At 45.3% G+C, this 15,462-nt stretch carries 15 protein-coding genes; 13 read left to right on the top strand and 2 right to left on the bottom strand.

Annotation, left to right across the window (positions count from 1 at the left end; translation table 11 throughout):
• The first annotated feature begins 39 nt into the window (after positions 1 to 39).
• The 8 genes from ACFRAM_RS00785 (at position 40) to ACFRAM_RS00750 (ending at position 4,713) form a co-directional block, all read left to right on the top strand.
• Entirely contained in the window at positions 40 to 669 is a 630-nt protein-coding gene (locus ACFRAM_RS00785) for a hypothetical protein (RefSeq protein WP_379464055.1), read from the top strand.
• Positions 670 to 845: 176 nt separating this feature from the next.
• Positions 846 to 1,184, top strand: coding sequence for a prenylated flavin chaperone LpdD (lpdD, locus tag ACFRAM_RS00780; RefSeq protein WP_379464053.1), 339 nt, complete (start codon positions 846 to 848; stop codon positions 1,182 to 1,184).
• Between the two features lie 70 nt (positions 1,185 to 1,254).
• A complete protein-coding gene (locus ACFRAM_RS00775) occupies positions 1,255 to 1,923 on the top strand; it encodes a PspA/IM30 family protein (protein ID WP_175373178.1) in 669 nt (222 codons plus the stop codon).
• A gap of 126 nt (positions 1,924 to 2,049) precedes the next feature.
• Positions 2,050 to 2,454 carry a DUF350 domain-containing protein gene (locus ACFRAM_RS00770; RefSeq protein WP_175373177.1) on the top strand — a complete coding sequence of 135 codons (405 nt, stop codon included), beginning with the start codon at positions 2,050 to 2,052 and terminating at the stop codon, positions 2,452 to 2,454.
• Positions 2,455 to 2,470: 16 nt separating this feature from the next.
• The gene (locus ACFRAM_RS00765; RefSeq protein ID WP_066361470.1) at positions 2,471 to 2,977 is read left to right on the top strand and encodes a DUF4178 domain-containing protein; all 507 of its coding nucleotides are present in this window, start codon (positions 2,471 to 2,473) and stop codon (positions 2,975 to 2,977) included.
• 12 nt (positions 2,978 to 2,989) lie between these two features.
• On the top strand, positions 2,990 to 3,733 hold the full coding sequence (locus tag ACFRAM_RS00760; RefSeq protein ID WP_175373175.1) for a DUF4247 domain-containing protein: 744 nt from the start codon (positions 2,990 to 2,992) through the stop codon (positions 3,731 to 3,733).
• Between the two features lie 223 nt (positions 3,734 to 3,956).
• Complete coding sequence (locus tag ACFRAM_RS00755; RefSeq protein WP_379464050.1) at positions 3,957 to 4,391, top strand: NUDIX hydrolase; 435 nt, start codon at positions 3,957 to 3,959, stop codon at positions 4,389 to 4,391.
• A gap of 91 nt (positions 4,392 to 4,482) precedes the next feature.
• On the top strand, positions 4,483 to 4,713 hold the full coding sequence (locus ACFRAM_RS00750) for a hypothetical protein (RefSeq protein WP_379464048.1): 231 nt from the start codon (positions 4,483 to 4,485) through the stop codon (positions 4,711 to 4,713).
• Between the two features lie 295 nt (positions 4,714 to 5,008).
• Here ACFRAM_RS00750 and xerS read toward each other — a convergent pair whose 3' ends face one another.
• Positions 5,009 to 6,091: a tyrosine recombinase XerS gene (xerS, locus tag ACFRAM_RS00745; RefSeq protein ID WP_379464046.1), complete on the bottom strand. Its 1,083-nt coding sequence runs from the start codon at positions 6,089 to 6,091 to the stop codon at positions 5,009 to 5,011.
• 168 nt (positions 6,092 to 6,259) lie between these two features.
• Between xerS and ACFRAM_RS00740 the strand changes: the two genes are divergently transcribed.
• On the top strand, positions 6,260 to 6,766 hold the full coding sequence (locus ACFRAM_RS00740; protein WP_379464044.1) for a GNAT family N-acetyltransferase: 507 nt from the start codon (positions 6,260 to 6,262) through the stop codon (positions 6,764 to 6,766).
• Between the two features lie 1,819 nt (positions 6,767 to 8,585).
• Here the strand turns inward: ACFRAM_RS00740 and ACFRAM_RS00735 are convergent.
• Complete coding sequence (locus ACFRAM_RS00735) at positions 8,586 to 9,830, bottom strand: MDR family MFS transporter (RefSeq protein ID WP_379464042.1); 1,245 nt, start codon at positions 9,828 to 9,830, stop codon at positions 8,586 to 8,588.
• A 139-nt stretch (positions 9,831 to 9,969) separates the two neighbouring features.
• Here ACFRAM_RS00735 and ACFRAM_RS00730 point away from each other — a divergent pair, with 139 nt between their 5' ends.
• From ACFRAM_RS00730 to ACFRAM_RS00715, 4 genes are all read left to right on the top strand, one after another.
• Complete coding sequence (locus tag ACFRAM_RS00730; protein WP_379464040.1) at positions 9,970 to 11,796, top strand: ABC transporter substrate-binding protein; 1,827 nt, start codon at positions 9,970 to 9,972, stop codon at positions 11,794 to 11,796.
• 301 nt (positions 11,797 to 12,097) lie between these two features.
• Positions 12,098 to 13,033: a ketopantoate reductase family protein gene (locus ACFRAM_RS00725; protein WP_379464725.1), complete on the top strand. Its 936-nt coding sequence runs from the start codon at positions 12,098 to 12,100 to the stop codon at positions 13,031 to 13,033.
• Between the two features lie 100 nt (positions 13,034 to 13,133).
• A complete protein-coding gene (locus ACFRAM_RS00720) occupies positions 13,134 to 13,547 on the top strand; it encodes a VOC family protein (protein WP_379464038.1) in 414 nt (137 codons plus the stop codon).
• A gap of 201 nt (positions 13,548 to 13,748) precedes the next feature.
• A complete protein-coding gene (locus ACFRAM_RS00715) occupies positions 13,749 to 15,395 on the top strand; it encodes a helix-turn-helix domain-containing protein (protein ID WP_379464036.1) in 1,647 nt (548 codons plus the stop codon).
• Positions 15,396 to 15,462 lie beyond the last annotated feature (67 nt).

The following is a 15,462-nucleotide window of genomic DNA, read 5'->3' as shown; positions in this document are numbered from 1 at the left end:
CTGTTTGAGCCAATTAAACAAAGCGGTGGGGGTATGAACATGAATCTGAATCTGAATCAGACTATATATTGGATAGGCGGTTCCGCCTGCTCTGGGAAAAGTACGATCGCTGCAAGGTATGCGGAAAAGCATGGGCTGGATCTCTATGTCTGTGATGCCCATTCTGAAGTCCATATGAAGCAGATATCTCCACAAAATCATCCGGCCATGCTTAAGAGCACGCTGATGGATTTCAATGAGGCTTTCTGTCTCACTGATCCTCAGGAACAGCTAAGACATTACATCCAGTTCTTTAAGGAAGACTTTCTTTTTGTAATCCAAGACCTTGCTGATAAGCCGGCAGACCGGCCTGTGGTTGTGGAAGGCAACCAGTTATTACCGTGCCTTGTCGATCCTTATCTAAAGAGTCATAGTCATCATCGAGCGTTGTGGCTTGTGCCCGCTGAGCCTTTTCAAAGAAAGTTCTACAGCCAAAGACCGTGGATTCACGATGTTTTGAGACAGACAGACGATCCGTTAATTGCTTTTGACAACTGGATGAACAGGGATGCTTCATTCGCAAAATATGTACACAGAGAAGCCGTAGAACTAAACCGGTATGTCATTGAAGTAGACGGCAGCATAAGCCTTCATGAGAATTTTGAAACTGTTGAGAGAATATTGACTTAGTGGTAACATTCCTTATTAACAAAGCATGATTTATTAGTGTGAGGCTGTGTTCTACCAGAGACAGTCGGTTCCATGATATAGTAAAGTAAGTAACAGAGGTCTCACCTTACTGCCGTAGCAGGTGGGAAGGAAGTTATTTCTTGATGATTCGGTTAAAATAAGAGGAGGCTATGAAATTGGCTGACGAGAACATTCATCCGGGCGATATTGAACTGACCGCGCTGGAGGTTGGCCGTGATCTGCTGCTGCTTATTACCGGAGGTGTCAGCCATATCGGTGCAGCCAGTACAGCTTTTCTGATCGGGGATCAAGTTGAAGTGCTGACCTCAGCTGTTCCTCATCACAAAGAACACACTTTGAGTGAGGGGATTGCTCACAAGGTAGCAACTGCACTGCGGAGATCGGTAACGGTAGTCATGGGCATTCATTATGATGATCTGACCAAGGAGGGCATTCAGCAGGTTGTAGAAATTGTTAATGCCAAAGTGGAACAGTATTTATTGCAACAAAGTTGAAACGGCGGCGGCATCTTTGCGTATGAGATAACAAACAGTTTTTTAAACTTTTCTTTTGGAGGAATGAACAATGTCTATTTTTAAAAGATTACGCGATCTCACAATGTCCAATATTAATGCGATTATCGATAAGGCGGAAGATCCAATTAAGATGACGGATCAATACATCCGCGATATGACTGAGGATCTGGAGGATGCTGAGAAAGCAGTAGCTGCTCAAATCGCCATTGAGAAGAAATTCAAACAGCTCTACGAAGAGCAGGAAGCACTGGTCGACAAACGCAACCAGCAGGCTCACGCGGCCGCTCAAGCCGGGAATGTTGATCTTGCCCGCCGTGCACTTGAAGAGAAGAAAGCAGCGGAAGCTAAGCTTGTTGAGTACAAGGCTAGCTTTGATCAGAACAAAGCGTCAGCAGACAACCTGCGCGGTAAGCTAGATGAGATGCGCAAGCAGCTTGCTCAGATGAAGAACAAACGTGAGACGCTGGTAGCGCGTTACAACGCTGCTAAAGCGCAAACTGAAATCAACAAAGCTATGAGCGGATTCAGCTCTGACTCGGCCTCAGCAGGCCTCAAACGTATGGAAGAGAAGATGCTCCAAGCAGAAGCACAGGCGGAAGCGAGCAACGAAATGAGCTCCGGCAGTAAATCGCTGGATGACGAATTTGAGAAGCTTCACAAGGATCAGGCTGTGGAAGACGAGCTGGCTGCACTGCTTAAGCAATACGACAAGAAGTAAGGCAAGCAGAGCCGGAATAACAGCTTAATATTAATAGGCGAAGGGGAGACAGCGGGATCGTTTCTCCTTCGCTTTTATCTATGCAAGTACAGGATATGAAAATTAATTTAGCGGGGGCTGAAGGTAATGGATCTCCATATACTGGTGTCCATGGTGGTATGGACGGTATGCAGTGTTATTTTGCTGTTCGTGCTGATGTACGTGGATTCACTTTTTACCCGTTATAACGATATTGAAGAACTGAAAGCGGGCAACATGGCTGTCACGACCAGGCTCGTACTGAAGCTGCTGACCCAGGCATACATATTATCAACCTCGATCGCAACTTCAAACCGGCTCGGGGAAGCGCTGCTTGTATCAGTGGTTTCTTTTGCATTACTGCTGTTACTTGAGCGTACTGTGCGCCTGTTGTTTGCCGTTTGGGGCAAGCTGGATCTGGATCATGGGACGCAGCAGGGTAAAATCGGTTATGGCTTGCTTTCAGGTTCGCTGCATATCGTCGGGGCTTTAATAATTTCAGCTTTTTTGTAGGAAGGATTGATGGAGGTTGAGTATCTGGAAACGCATAGGCAATTTATTCTCCAAGCCGGAGCCTCCGGCAGTACCCAAGAGCATGCTAAGTCTTGCGCCCGGGGATATCTGTGAAGTCTCGCTGGTTACTTATGAGGTCACTGGGAGGACCCATAACCGAGGACGGAATGCAGTTGTGCTGACGCTACGTGATGGAAGCGAAATCGCCTATCTGCATATTGAGGAGCGGGAGCAGCTACAATATGGGTTGTATAAACCGATTGACGGACGGCTGGATAATCCTGCAGAGGTGCCTACAACACTGGAACTGGATGACCATGAGTATTTCCTAGAGGAAGAATACGAAGGTCATGTAGCAGTGGCGGGACAGACCCCATTCATGAATGGGGGAGAGCAGCATGTGTGGCAGTATCAGTCCGACGATTTCCGTCTATTGCGCATTGAATGGCAGAACGGACGGTTTATGCTGTATGAAGGTGAGAAAGTGATCCCGGGCGATGTTAGGGTAATCCGGGCTTCATAGGAGAGGGTGCCCATGAAAAGACAGTTAGCACGCTTGTTATCCTTAGTTATGGTACTGGGGTTGCTGGCCTCCGTGCTTGCCGCATGCGGCAGTGCTCCCGACCTCAAGGAGAACTATCCGCTGGAATCGGTGAACCAGGAAGGTCATTCCACCTCCTATGTCTACAGGGCAAGTGGCCAATCGGTCGAGGAAGTAGCAGATGAACTGGCGTCACAGAAGAAGCCTGATCAGATCTCATCCGCTAATTCGGAACATATGTTCCTGGTGTACGGCAAACAGTGGTACCATTTGCAACAAGATCCGAAAAAGCCGGAGGATACGCTGGTCGAAGTCGATTCAGAAGAGTATGTGCGTAGCAACTATAACTCCAGCTTTCTGGAAACGTATCTCGCTGCCAGGCTGATCGGCGATTTGTTCGGTTCAGGGGGCGGTTATGGCTCTTACAGGGGTTATGGAAGTAAGGATGAATATAAGCCTAAGCAAGGAACGTATCACAAGCCGACTGAGCAGGATAAGAAAATTGCGCCACCGATCACCGTAGAACGGAAGGGACAGCTCACCCGCAGGGGGAGCAGTAAGAGTGTCACCGATCCTGGCAGTGTGACCGGAGGGAGCAGTAAGAGTGATAGCGGTACAAGCAAAGGCAGCATTTCCCGTAAGAAGGGCGGGTCCAGCATTTTCGATGCTCCGAAGCCCAAAATTAGCAAACCCAAAACCCGTTTTGGTACCGGGAAAATCGGTCGAAGGGGTAGGTAACACCCCAAGCATCAAGCAGAGACGCGTCAGTAAGAGCGGCTCTGCTTTTTTTATGAGATGGGTTAGAAAAGAGATAGCGCGTGTTGGAAAAAAAGGACGCGTGAAGCGAAGATATTCTTTTTAAAAATGGATGTAACTGAACTAAAAGTGTGGTATTCTTGTATTAAGAACGTATGTTCGTGGTTGCTATTTTCCCCACTTCACTTTACATATTGGAGGATTAATGGTGAGTCAATTTGGACTGGTGAGTGTAGCGCATGTGTTTCTAGTTAGGGATGCGAAAGTACTATTAATGCGCCGTTGTAACACTGGTCATGAGGATGGAAGGTATGGCCCCCCGGGAGGAAAGCTTGACGGAGGCGAAGAAGTGAAAATGGCCGCTATACGGGAAGTCAGAGAAGAATGTGGCGTTGTGATTCAGCCGGATGATCTGGAGATGACTGGTGTTATGCACATCAAAGCTGCTAACGAGCGGGTGGATTTTTTCTTTATTACTGAGCGCTGGGTGGGAGAGATCCGAAATGCCGAGCCCAATAAATGTGATCATATGTGCTGGTTCTCTATGGATGATCTTCCTGACAACCTCATCCCTTTTATTGGACAAGCGCTGAAAGACCATAAGGATGGCCGCTGGTTCTCTAGTTATGGGTGGAATTAGTTGATTTTACCAGCGTTTTGATGTACCTTTTTTACATAACAGTCGTAATACTAAAGTAGCAAGGCAATTAATTTCACAGGAGGGAATCACGATGAAGGATGAGAAACAGACGATCACCTCTTTAAAAGATATTGGTAAATCAATGCTAAAAGGTGCGACTATCGGTTCGATCTGGGATTCAGACCTCACAGAAAAGAAAGTGAATGTAACGCCTGAGTTTACGACGAAACAAGTATATAATCATTTGCTTGGTAAGGAGAAGCTGTCTGATCAGGAGATAGAACGGCTCAAGCGGGCTACGAAATCTACTAGGTATCTATAACACGTGCTTTAACGATTAACGATAAATTACAATGAAAACGGATACAAACCTTCTTTGGAGGATGTATCCGTTTTTTTTTACAGAAAAAGAACGAACGCTGAACGAACGGTGACGAAGAATAATGCTCCAACTTCGCTCTTTATTTACCAAATATCAACATATGAAAAATTCACAATAGAAAATTTGAAATTAACCACACGGCCGTATCTCCGACACGTCCATAACCCCCCCGTCACAAAAGCAGCGGCTCCAGCCCAGTTATTAGATAGGGCAGAGCCGCCGAGGGGGAGACAAATTAGGACTCCAGACGCCGCTCAATCGCTTCAGACATCGTTTTATCGGTCAGATGGGCGTAGACCTCTGTGGTCTCCGTAGAGGCGTGTCCAAGCTGCTCTTTGGTCTTATAGATATCATTCTGCAAATAATAGTCGGTTGCGAAAGAATGACGCAGTTTATGAACCGTCAGATAAGGCTTGCCAAAACGCTTGGCGTATTTGATGATCATTTCCTGCATAGCTCGCTTGGTCATCCGTTTGCCCTCCTGGCTGCCGTTCGGGAGAGCGATGAAGAGCGCTTTTTCCCGCTTAGGAGTCTTATACCGCGAGGAGCGCAGGCCGAGATAATGGGTGAGATCATCTTTGGCTTGTTCCCGGAAATAGACCGGGGTTTTAAAGGTTTCATCATTGTGACCCTTGCGATATACATATAGCATTTTATTGTTCAGATCCAGATCGTCCACGTTGAGATTGACGACCTCTGATACACGCAGACCGGAGTTGAGAATCAGACTGGCGATGCAGGCATCCCGTTCCCGATTGATTTGAAAAGAATAATACGCTTGCTTGTTACCCTCAACATCACGCCCGTACCCCTCATAAATGTAGCCGACGAACTCGAGAAGCTCTTCTTCCTCCAAAATTTTACCCTTCAATTTGGCTGCCGTATCCTTAGGCTTGTGGATACGTTTGATCTCCACCTTGGCCATGATATTGCGTTTGAGGAGGGGGTAGAAATTCTCATCTTCAGCAATCTGGCTCAAATAATGAAACAGAGAGCGAAGAGAGGAGAGCTTGCGGGAGACAGTGACTTTACTATTCGTACTCTCCGCACGAGTCGTGAGATGGAGCCGGTAGCCGATAATGCTGTCCATATGCAGCGTCTCCAGTTCTAGCAGTGTTATTCCGGTATTATTGTCGGCAAGGGACAAACCCTCTGCACGCAGCCAATTGAAAAAAGACTCATAATCCCGGATATACTCCAGCAGGGTGGAGGGAGAGAGGTCAGGCCGTTTATAATCGATAAACTGCTGCACGAACCAGGGCATGAGCGGCAGCTTCAGGTCTAGATGTTTGCGGTCGTTGGTCTTTTGAATGCTCATCAATATCACCTTCTTGTATGTATTCCATCGGGTTAACTTTACTCTATCTTAACATGTTTTTCCTGGCTTGGCCCGAAGTGCAGGGGGTTACAGGGGAGGGTACCTTGCTCCAAGGGAGACAAAGTTATATGATGGGTTATAAAAAAGCGACTTGCAGGGGTGAACCTCATGGAACTTGGAATTGAACTGGTTCCCAAGGAACGTAAACAACTGATCAGCAATCTGATGCAGCTCTACTTGTATGATTTTACGCAGTATCTGGAGCTTGATGTGAATCGTGACGGCTTGTTTCCGACCTATCCGGGGCTTGAAGCCTATTGGAGCAGCGGGAACAACAAATTTGCCTACCAGATGACGGTGAACGGTGCTACAGCTGGCTTTGCGTTGGTGGACAGGTTGCTGCGCAGCACGGAAGGGCAGTTTTATATGACCGAATTTTTTGTGATGCAAAAATATCGCCGCACCGGGGTTGGTACCTGGGCTGCGCACAAGCTGTTTGACATGTTCCCAGGTGACTGGAAGGTGTCGCAGGTCCGTGCCAATATTCCGGCCCGTAATTTTTGGCACCGCGTGATCGGTAGCTATACCGATGGGGCTTTTCAGGAGCGCTTTAATCCGAGGCAAGGCAATCCCAGTCAATATTTCAGTACATTAAATATTAATACTATAAAGTAATAGGCAATTAAAAGCTCTACAGCACTAAGAAATCACTGAATCACGCTCTACATCAACGTTAGTTTTTTGCCCCAATTTAATGATATTCGTTATGGTTAAGTGAGGATTTTGAGCAAACAGGCGAAAAATAAACTTGTGTAAGCAAGAAGCAACACCGGTGTTTGAGACGCTCGCAAGCTACTACACTAGTATAAACCTGCCGTTCGTCATCAGATGTACCCGTGCCCTCTCCAAACTTGTTCCATCTTTGGAACGACGGGGGAAGGATTTTCTGGCTCAGCACCGGTTTGCCCTTCTGTCCTCGCGGATACATAAATAAGTGCATTTTTGTACCTTAATTCGGCGGTAACGAAGGGGGAACCTCGATTAAGTGCATTTTTATACCTTAATTCTTTGGGGATATCGTCTTTTGAGGGATATGTAGGAAAATAAGGTACAATAATGCTCCTAATTCCCTTTTTCACGCTAAAATCATCAATATAAGGTACAAAAATGCCGCTATTTAAACACTGTGTAGACTCAGGAGAACTTTGGAAAAATAAATGTTACACGAAGAAAAACGACGGCATAGCAACTATAGGAACTATAGAAAAATAGCAAGTATAACAACTATAGCAGCACAGGCAATCGAGTGAAGGCATGGGCGTTCTGATTCCCTAAACTTGTGTGTCAGCCCCATATTGTGTGCGTCACTTCAGTTCTCGGTAAGTTCAGGATAAGTTCTAAATTTAGTTTCCAGGTTAATTACAAAAGAGATTGGATTTACGATATGAACTTTTTATTGTCCAGAAAATAAAGAGGGCATTGGACACAGTATGTTCTAGCTAACCACTATTGGAGTAAGCTGGTATATACTTGATCAGCCTGTTAAAAGCATTGTATACCTCTTTGGGTAAACGATGCTTTTTTGGTGGAAAGAGAAGGAGAGAGAAATATAGTTAACATAATAATAATTAAGTTAACTTGTGAACTTTTTATTAACAACGTTAACAATTAATTAAGGGTGTGAATAACGAACAAGCAACTAATTAATCAAGTGAACTAACTGAAGTAACGAAAAACAACAAAACAATTAAACAACCCAATACCCCAATAAACCAACCACAGAATCCACTAATCAGTAAAGAGACTTCTGTAAATTCTGCGATTTCAACATATGAAAAATTCACATTAGCAAAATCAAAAGAATCCCTTCACTTAGCTACTTTGACATAAATACATGCGCCTATCATTTTCTATCAACAAAACCATGGAAAAAGGTAACCAAGATCCATCTTCACTTAGAACTCTAAGTTTTTCGTGGCGCTGAAGGTAGGCGGAGCAGTATGAAATTTTACTCAAAGTTGATCTACAGCATGTTCAAGCACTCGGGAATCTAGAGATCATAAGCGTGGTTGAAGAGGGGGAACAACAGCTGCTTACCGTGAATATGTACGACTATGAGTCCGCATGTAACACAGCACTGAAGCTAATAAGCTACGCTGAAATGGTTGAGCCTGCAGTTCTTAGGGAGTTTGTCAAAGAACGAATCTCCACTATGTTCAGACAGTATACATAATAGTTTACGGAAATAATATTATGTTAACTAACGTGATTTGAACAATAAGAATTCCTATTGTTACCTTTCGAATGATTTCAAATGCTTTCAAATACGTCCTAACATTTAGTCTTATAAAGAGTAATTCCATCCATTGACCCACCCGCATTAATCGTTCTTAGAATTACTTTGCACTTCACGCTCCCCCTATACGCTAAAATAAAGACCCGGCTAAGAGATATCGTCTCTTTACCAGGTCTTGTCCGTTTTTTGAACATGCAATTAAGCTATATCCATGTGCTCCCTCGCCTGCACAGCATCTCGCTCTCTGGCCGCAAGCTTTTTCTTAGCGATGAGCAGGAAGGGGATGCCGAGAGCTATGATTAATCCCAGCGGGAGAAAGACGGCAGGGCCTTTCTGCATGCCGAACTCATCGAGCAGAAGACCACCTATAACCGGGGCTATAACGTTTCCCAAGTTGTTAAACCCGATAACGCCAAAGTAGGTGCCTTTTAATTCAGGTTTAGAGATCCGGTCGATCAGCATATCCATCATCGAGGCGAGCAGTACTTCACCGATTGTAAATAGTACAACACTAAAGCTCATCAAGCCAATGCCTCCAGCTAAGCCGAAGAGCATCATACTGCACGCAAGAAGAGCATTCCCCAGGATCAACGGGACCAGGGGCGAGAATCTGCGGGCGATTCGCACAACAGGATATTGCATGACCAATACGGTTACTGCGTTCAGCGATAGCATATATGAGAACAGCTGCTTGCCATTAGAGAAGTGCGTGTTCATGGTTAGATACTGCGCTAGCGTGGAATCAAAAAGTCCATAAGCCATGATGCAAAAGATCGTACCAATGAGTACCGACACGAATACGCCATCCTTCCCTGTCGTGGTTAAGGCTTCCCGAAGACGTGGTGTCGTGACATCGTTGTGAACAGGCAGAGCTGAGCGGTGTAAAGTGAACTGGAGAAAGATGACCAGTCCATAGACAATGTAGACGATCCCGGCAACGATAAAGGGAAACTTGGATTGTACCGAGCCGAGCTGCAGGCCGATAATCGGTCCGAATACGACCCCCAGATTGATTGCAGCATATCTCAGATTAAAGACAAGCAGTTTGTGTTTAGCCGGAGTAACATCTGATAACAATGCGCGCGAGCTGGGTTCAAAGACTGCGCGACAGATTCCGTTAAGCATATTAACGAGAAAGAAGACCCATAGTTCTTGTGCTGCCGCGAAGCCAAAAAAGACGCCCGCCCAGCTAAAGACGGAAATCAGCATGATGACCTTCCGCCCGATTTTATCAGAAATGTAGCCGCCGTAGAAGCTGATCAGAATCCCTGCAAATGAGCTGACGGCAACCGTAATACCAGTTTGCGTAGGGGAGGCGCCGAGCACTTGGACTAGATAAATGGATAGAAAGGGAATACTCATGGAAGTGACTAAACGACCGAACATTGTGCCCACAATGATGGTCCAGGCTAAGGGATGAATTTGCTGCAAATGCTGTTTCATAGCTGTTTCTCCTAATTCGCTGTAAATTTTCTGTATCTTTCATAAATGTTTATTTATAATTGTACAGACTAAAGGGGGAAGTAAAAGTGTAAGATATTCTTTCATCTTTTCACCTTTTCCGGAAAATAGGGAGGCCGTTATGTACAATCAGGCTATATTGCATTATTTGAATATGGCAGAATCCTTGAATCCTGCTTTTCGGCTACATGAGCCGCTTCCTGTAAGTATCGAAGAACTTAGTGAGATCCTCTGCTGCACCTCCCGTAATGTGAAATTCATCCTCCGGAAGCTTGAAGAGAAAGGAATGATTTATTGGCAGGCGGGCAGAGGGAGAGGCAACATGTCCCAGCTTACCTTCCTGCAGAGTAAAGAGGAGATACTGGAGAACAGCTTTCAGGAATTACTTCGTAAGGGGAAAATAAAAGAAGCTACCGTGTTGCTGGGCAATGCCACCGGAGATGAGCCGTTCAAGATTCGTCTGCTGAACGAACTTAACAAACATCTTGGTTTTCAGCATGAGCCGGAGTCCACTTCGGGACAGGATGTGCTGCGGATGGTTCGAAATAGGGCCTTGGATAAGTTGGACCCTGCATTTGTCTATTCTGCGTTTGAATCCTATTTGCTAAGCCAAATTTGCAGCACGTTAGTGATCTATGAAACGGCTAACAACCGCTTTTTGCCGGGCTTGGCGCATATGTGGGAGAGCAACGAGGATCATACACACTGGGTCTTTTATCTTCGTAAAGGGGTCCGTTTTCATCATGGGCGGATCATGACCGCCAAAGATATTATCGCGTCGTTAGAACGTTTGCGAAATTTGCATAGTCCCTCGCTTTGGTTTTATAACGATATTATTAGTGCTGAGATGCAAGGAGAATATTGTGTTCATTTTCATTTGAGCCGGCCGAATTTGTTTATTTTGCATTTGTTCAGCAATATTCATATGTCCATTGTGCCTTATGACGTGGATTTCAGTACAGCATTTGTCGGCTCCGGACCTTACCGGGTCAAGGAACTGAATGAGAATGTTCTTGTGCTGGAGGCATTTGACCAATATTATGGTCTGCGTGCGCTGCTCGACCGGGTAGAAATCTGGTTTTTGCTCCATGACGTTGCGCCTGAACGGCAATATGAGCTGCCGGATCAGCTGCTGAAGGAGCGGGAAAACCGTCATGACTGCAATAACCGAATTGATTATCCTGCGCTAGGCTGCCGATATATTCTGTTCAACTTTCGTAAGAAAGGCATACATCATCAGCTTAAGTTTCGGCAGGCCTTGCGGCTGATTTATGACCGGACAGCTGTAATCAAAGAGCTTGGAGGCAGTCGATTGACCCCGGCAGACAGCTTATTGCCCTGGAATAGCAGAGAGAGGAATTGGGAGAATACAACCGATTCAGCAGAGCAGATCAAAGAGCTGCTGCAGGCTTGCGGATATGACGGAGAAGCAATTACAGTTGCTTTTATATCTAAAAAAGAAGAAAGCGAAGAAGCGCAGTGGCTGCAGCATCGTTGTGCCGCGGTGGGAATAACGCTTAAGTTTCACCCGCTTGAGAAACATAATGCCGAAGAGGTTACAAATCATGCGGAATTGATATTGGGTGAAGAGATCCTGGAAGAGGATTGGCAGTGGGGAATGATTACCTACTTTAAGAACGAGTCCAATTACTTGCGCATACTTCTGCTCAAGAGCCAGCTTGATGTTATCGACCGGAGCTTGGAGGATTTTGCGCAGCAGAATGAAGTTGATAGGGCCAGGCTGCTGAATCAAGCAGAGAGCATTCTGCGTGACAATGTCTGGGTGCTTTACGGATGCCATCTTAACAAGAGGGCCCTGTTCGATCAAAGTTTATATGGATTACACACCAGTACCTTTGGTTTTCTGGATCTCTCGAAGCTTTGGATTAAAACGCCGCCTCAGGGTTCCACTCCAATTCCAGATAATGATCGCATGATTGATTCATAAAGCTCTTCTGACTGTTTGAGAGGATATGCAGGTATAGCCAACTCTGTTATACTCACGAAGGAGGCTGTATCGACCAGGTCGAATGGTGCTCCTTAGTAATTGCAGTATTTGAATAGCTCTTCACGCGAAGCCATGGAGGTGAACTCGTTGGATTTTGCTCTGATCCGCAAGGACCGAGACAAAAGAACGGTCAAAACTTGACTCTTTTTTTTGCCGATCGGACCTGTTTAGCAGATTTGCTAAGAGGTCTTTTTATTTATCCCAATAAGGTTATAGAGAGGATTGAATTTTGATGACAAACATGCGTTTTCTGGTTGTAGGTGCAGGTGCAATTGGCGGTTACTTCGGTGGTCGTCTTGTTCAAAAAGGAGAAGATGTTACGTTTCTCGTTCGCCCGTCCAAGCAGTGTCAATTGGCAGATCACGGGCTGCAGGTTAAAAGTGTCCATGGGGATTTTCATACCCCGATCCGTACGATTACATATGGAGATCAGGCGGAGCCATTTGATTGCATCCTCCTGTCAGTTAAAGCCTACCATTTGCCGGACCTACTGAGTGATCTTGCCCCTTACATGGGAGAACATACATTAATTCTTCCGCTCCTTAACGGTTACGACCATTTCAGTGCGTTAAGCAACCATTTTGGCCGTGAGAAAGTACTTGGTGGTCTTTGTTATATTGAATCGACGCTAGATGAGGAAGGGACAATCATTCAGAGCAGTCCGTTTCACCGTATTGTATTTGGAGAATGGACAGGCGGGGTATCAGAGCGGTCTCAGCAGCTGTTTAGTCACCTGGATGGTGCGGGATTCACAGTCGTTCTATCCGAGGATATTCAGCGTGTAGTCTGGCAGAAATATGTATTCATCGCAAGCTTTAGCGGCATAACTACATTCATGGAGTCTCCAGTGGGGCCGATTCTTCAAACACCTGAAGCCATGTCGGTATACTCGCTGCTGCTCAAGGAAATTGTCACCATTGCCCGTAGTGCCGGAATGCCGGTAGATCCAGATCTGGAGTCCACCACCTTGCAAACTATGATTTCCATGCAGCCATCAATGATGTCATCGATGCAGCGGGATATGCAGAAGAGGCTGCCGATCGAAGCCGATCATCTGCATGGTTTCCTTCTGGCATTGGCCGCTCCAGATCAAGGCGATCACCCTATTCTGCAAACGGTATATGCCCGGTTAAAGGTATACGAGAGAAATGTTTTTCCTCCAGCAGAGAAGGAATAAGGATGGTAACCAAACCGAGTTGAGGGTTGTAGCAATTCTCTTCTAACTCCTCTAAAATAAGAATAGTACATTTTAAAATAGTTACGGGAGTTGATTACGCATGGGACAAGTATCACAAAAAATTGCCACATTTCTAATGTTCGAAGGACAGGCCGAAGAGGCGATGAATTTCTATATCTCCTTGTTTGAAAACTCTGAAATCATCAGCATCAAGCGTTACGGGCCCAATGAGTCTGGTGCTGAAGGAAGCGTAGTACAGGCCTCCTTTTCGTTAAACGGTCAAGTCTATATGTGTATCGACAGCCATGTCAAGCATGCTTTTACGTTCACACCTGCGATCTCCCTGTTCGTCACCTGTGATTCCGAAGAAGAGATTGACCGGATCTTTGCCGAGCTGTCGGAAGGTGGACAAATCCTAATGCCACTAGGCGCGTACCCATTCAGTCAAAAATTCGGCTGGACCGCCGATCGGTTCGGGGTATCTTGGCAGTTAAGTCTTCCGCATCCACAGTAAGCGCAAAAGAGCTATTGTACTCTTTTCTGCCTCATAGAAATAATGAACACCTCCAATGCTTAGCATTTGGGGGTATTTTTATACGTCCAGCTTCGACTACAAGGTCATGGTAATTTCGTGTAGAATGAAAGTCTCTGCACTGTAATGTGGACAAAAGGGCGCGTTATGGATTGTTAAAGGCTATAAGGGGGTTAGAACATCTTGAGTTGGACAGAAACGCATCAACCCAATGTAAGACCATGGATCGCTCAATGGGAGTCGACTACATTGTTGTCAGAGAAATGGATGACTGCTGGTGAAATTAATTATTGTACATCCCATACATTAATCGTGATCACAGATGGCCAAGCGGTTTGGAATATTAACGGGCAGCATGTTCATGTAGCCTTTGGTCATTTCATCGCCATTGAAGAGAACTCTTTCGTTGAGGTATTAGAGGGCGGAAACCTGGATTTAGCAGGCTGGCATATCCAATTTCATACTTGGTCCATTCTGAAAGCAGAAGGAACAGTAGTGAAAGCAGATTGGCATGTACCGTTAGGAAATACATACCAGATTGTGCAGCTGACCGGTGGTTTTTTAACGAGCATAAGTGATTCTTTAAATACACAGCAGTCTATGGGAGCATCTGAGCAGCTTGTAGAGCATCAGGCTTTTTTATATGGATTATTGAAAAGCTTATATCTTAAACCAACGAGTGATCAGCACACAACAGAAGAAGGAATTCTGCGTTCGATTGCTTATATGCAGGAGCATTATCATGAGACGATTACTCGCGAAGAACTAGCACAGATCGCAGGTGTCAGTCAGTGGCATTATTCTCGCAAATTTGGTGAATTGTGTGGCAAGCCTCCTTTAGACTACCTGGCAAATTACAGAATCCATCGTGCCCAGGAAGAGTTGCTATTAACGTCAGCCAGTTCACAAGATATTGCCAAAAAGATAGGATTTGAAGATGTACATTATTTCAGCCGTCGCTTCAAACAATTTGCAGGCATGTCACCAAGGAATTATGTTCAGCATTTGGGCGAGCGGAAGGTATTATCAATCTCAGCACTCTGTGCCGAGGTTCTAATCTCATTAGGGATCATTCCCCAGGCTGTAATGGTAACACCTTTACTAATACCTCAGCATCAACAAGAGCTATTTGAAAAGCATGGGGTAAAACTGCTGGAAGTTCCCCAATATGAGACTAATATAGAATTCATTCAGCAAGAGCAGCCTGAGATCATTATGGGGCATTTCATAACAGAAGATATTAAGAAGAAGTTGCGCGGGGTCGCTCCAATCCTAACCGGTCTGACCAATGATGTAGAAATCCTGCTCCAACAGTTTGGTGTTTGGTTTCATAAACAAGAAGAAGCTAACGCTCTTCAGGTACAAATGGACAACAAAGTAAATGCTGCAAGGCAACAATTAAGCTCAATCATTGAATCTGAGGCCACAGTAATGGTCTTGCGAGTAGAACCGTTCGGATATCGATATTTGGGCGGCAACTCCAGTGGCGTGTCACAGCTGCTGTATCAGAGATTAGGGCTGGCGCTTCCCGAGTCTCTAATGGCAGGAGAGGGTTGGTTTAACCCTTGTACAATCGATCAATTATCTGCAGCCGATCCGGCTTATTTATTTGTGGAGAAACGTATGATGGAGTATTTTAATGCAGACGAAAATATGGAGAAACTAAGAGAAGGCCAGCAGTGGAGGGATTTAAGGGCGGTAAAGGACGGTCATGTTTTCTACATTGATACAAGTCTGTGGGTGGATGGCTGTGGAGTCATTGGCCAGAACATAATTATTGATCAAGTGGTTAGCAGTTTGAAAAATCATAACCAGGATGTAGCACAATAATCCATTTGAAATCGCACCATTCGCTATGGAAGGAAGGCTCTCTATTTGATAATCTTTGATAATGATA

Source organism: Paenibacillus sp. NPDC056722 (assembly GCF_042790635.1).
Classification (GTDB): domain Bacteria; phylum Bacillota; class Bacilli; order Paenibacillales; family Paenibacillaceae; genus Paenibacillus_AQ; species Paenibacillus_AQ agri.
This window is presented reverse-complemented; position numbering and strand designations above follow the sequence as displayed.

Excerpts from the sequence above, each read along its gene's own strand:
- ACFRAM_RS00785 (WP_379464055.1), top strand. The coding sequence starts at position 40 with ATGAATCTGAATCTGAATCAGACTATATATTGGATAGGCGGTTCCGCC.
- ACFRAM_RS00775 (WP_175373178.1), top strand. The coding sequence starts at position 1,255 with ATGTCTATTTTTAAAAGATTACGCGATCTCACAATGTCCAATATTAAT.
- ACFRAM_RS00770 (WP_175373177.1), top strand. The coding sequence starts at position 2,050 with ATGGATCTCCATATACTGGTGTCCATGGTGGTATGGACGGTATGCAGT.
- ACFRAM_RS00760 (WP_175373175.1), top strand. The coding sequence starts at position 2,990 with ATGAAAAGACAGTTAGCACGCTTGTTATCCTTAGTTATGGTACTGGGG.
- ACFRAM_RS00755 (WP_379464050.1), top strand. The coding sequence starts at position 3,957 with ATGGTGAGTCAATTTGGACTGGTGAGTGTAGCGCATGTGTTTCTAGTT.
- ACFRAM_RS00750 (WP_379464048.1), top strand. The coding sequence starts at position 4,483 with ATGAAGGATGAGAAACAGACGATCACCTCTTTAAAAGATATTGGTAAA.
- xerS (WP_379464046.1), bottom strand. The coding sequence starts at position 6,091 with ATGAGCATTCAAAAGACCAACGACCGCAAACATCTAGACCTGAAGCTG.
- ACFRAM_RS00740 (WP_379464044.1), top strand. The coding sequence starts at position 6,260 with ATGGAACTTGGAATTGAACTGGTTCCCAAGGAACGTAAACAACTGATC.
- ACFRAM_RS00735 (WP_379464042.1), bottom strand. The coding sequence starts at position 9,830 with ATGAAACAGCATTTGCAGCAAATTCATCCCTTAGCCTGGACCATCATT.
- ACFRAM_RS00730 (WP_379464040.1), top strand. The coding sequence starts at position 9,970 with ATGTACAATCAGGCTATATTGCATTATTTGAATATGGCAGAATCCTTG.
- ACFRAM_RS00725 (WP_379464725.1), top strand. The coding sequence starts at position 12,098 with ATGCGTTTTCTGGTTGTAGGTGCAGGTGCAATTGGCGGTTACTTCGGT.
- ACFRAM_RS00720 (WP_379464038.1), top strand. The coding sequence starts at position 13,134 with ATGGGACAAGTATCACAAAAAATTGCCACATTTCTAATGTTCGAAGGA.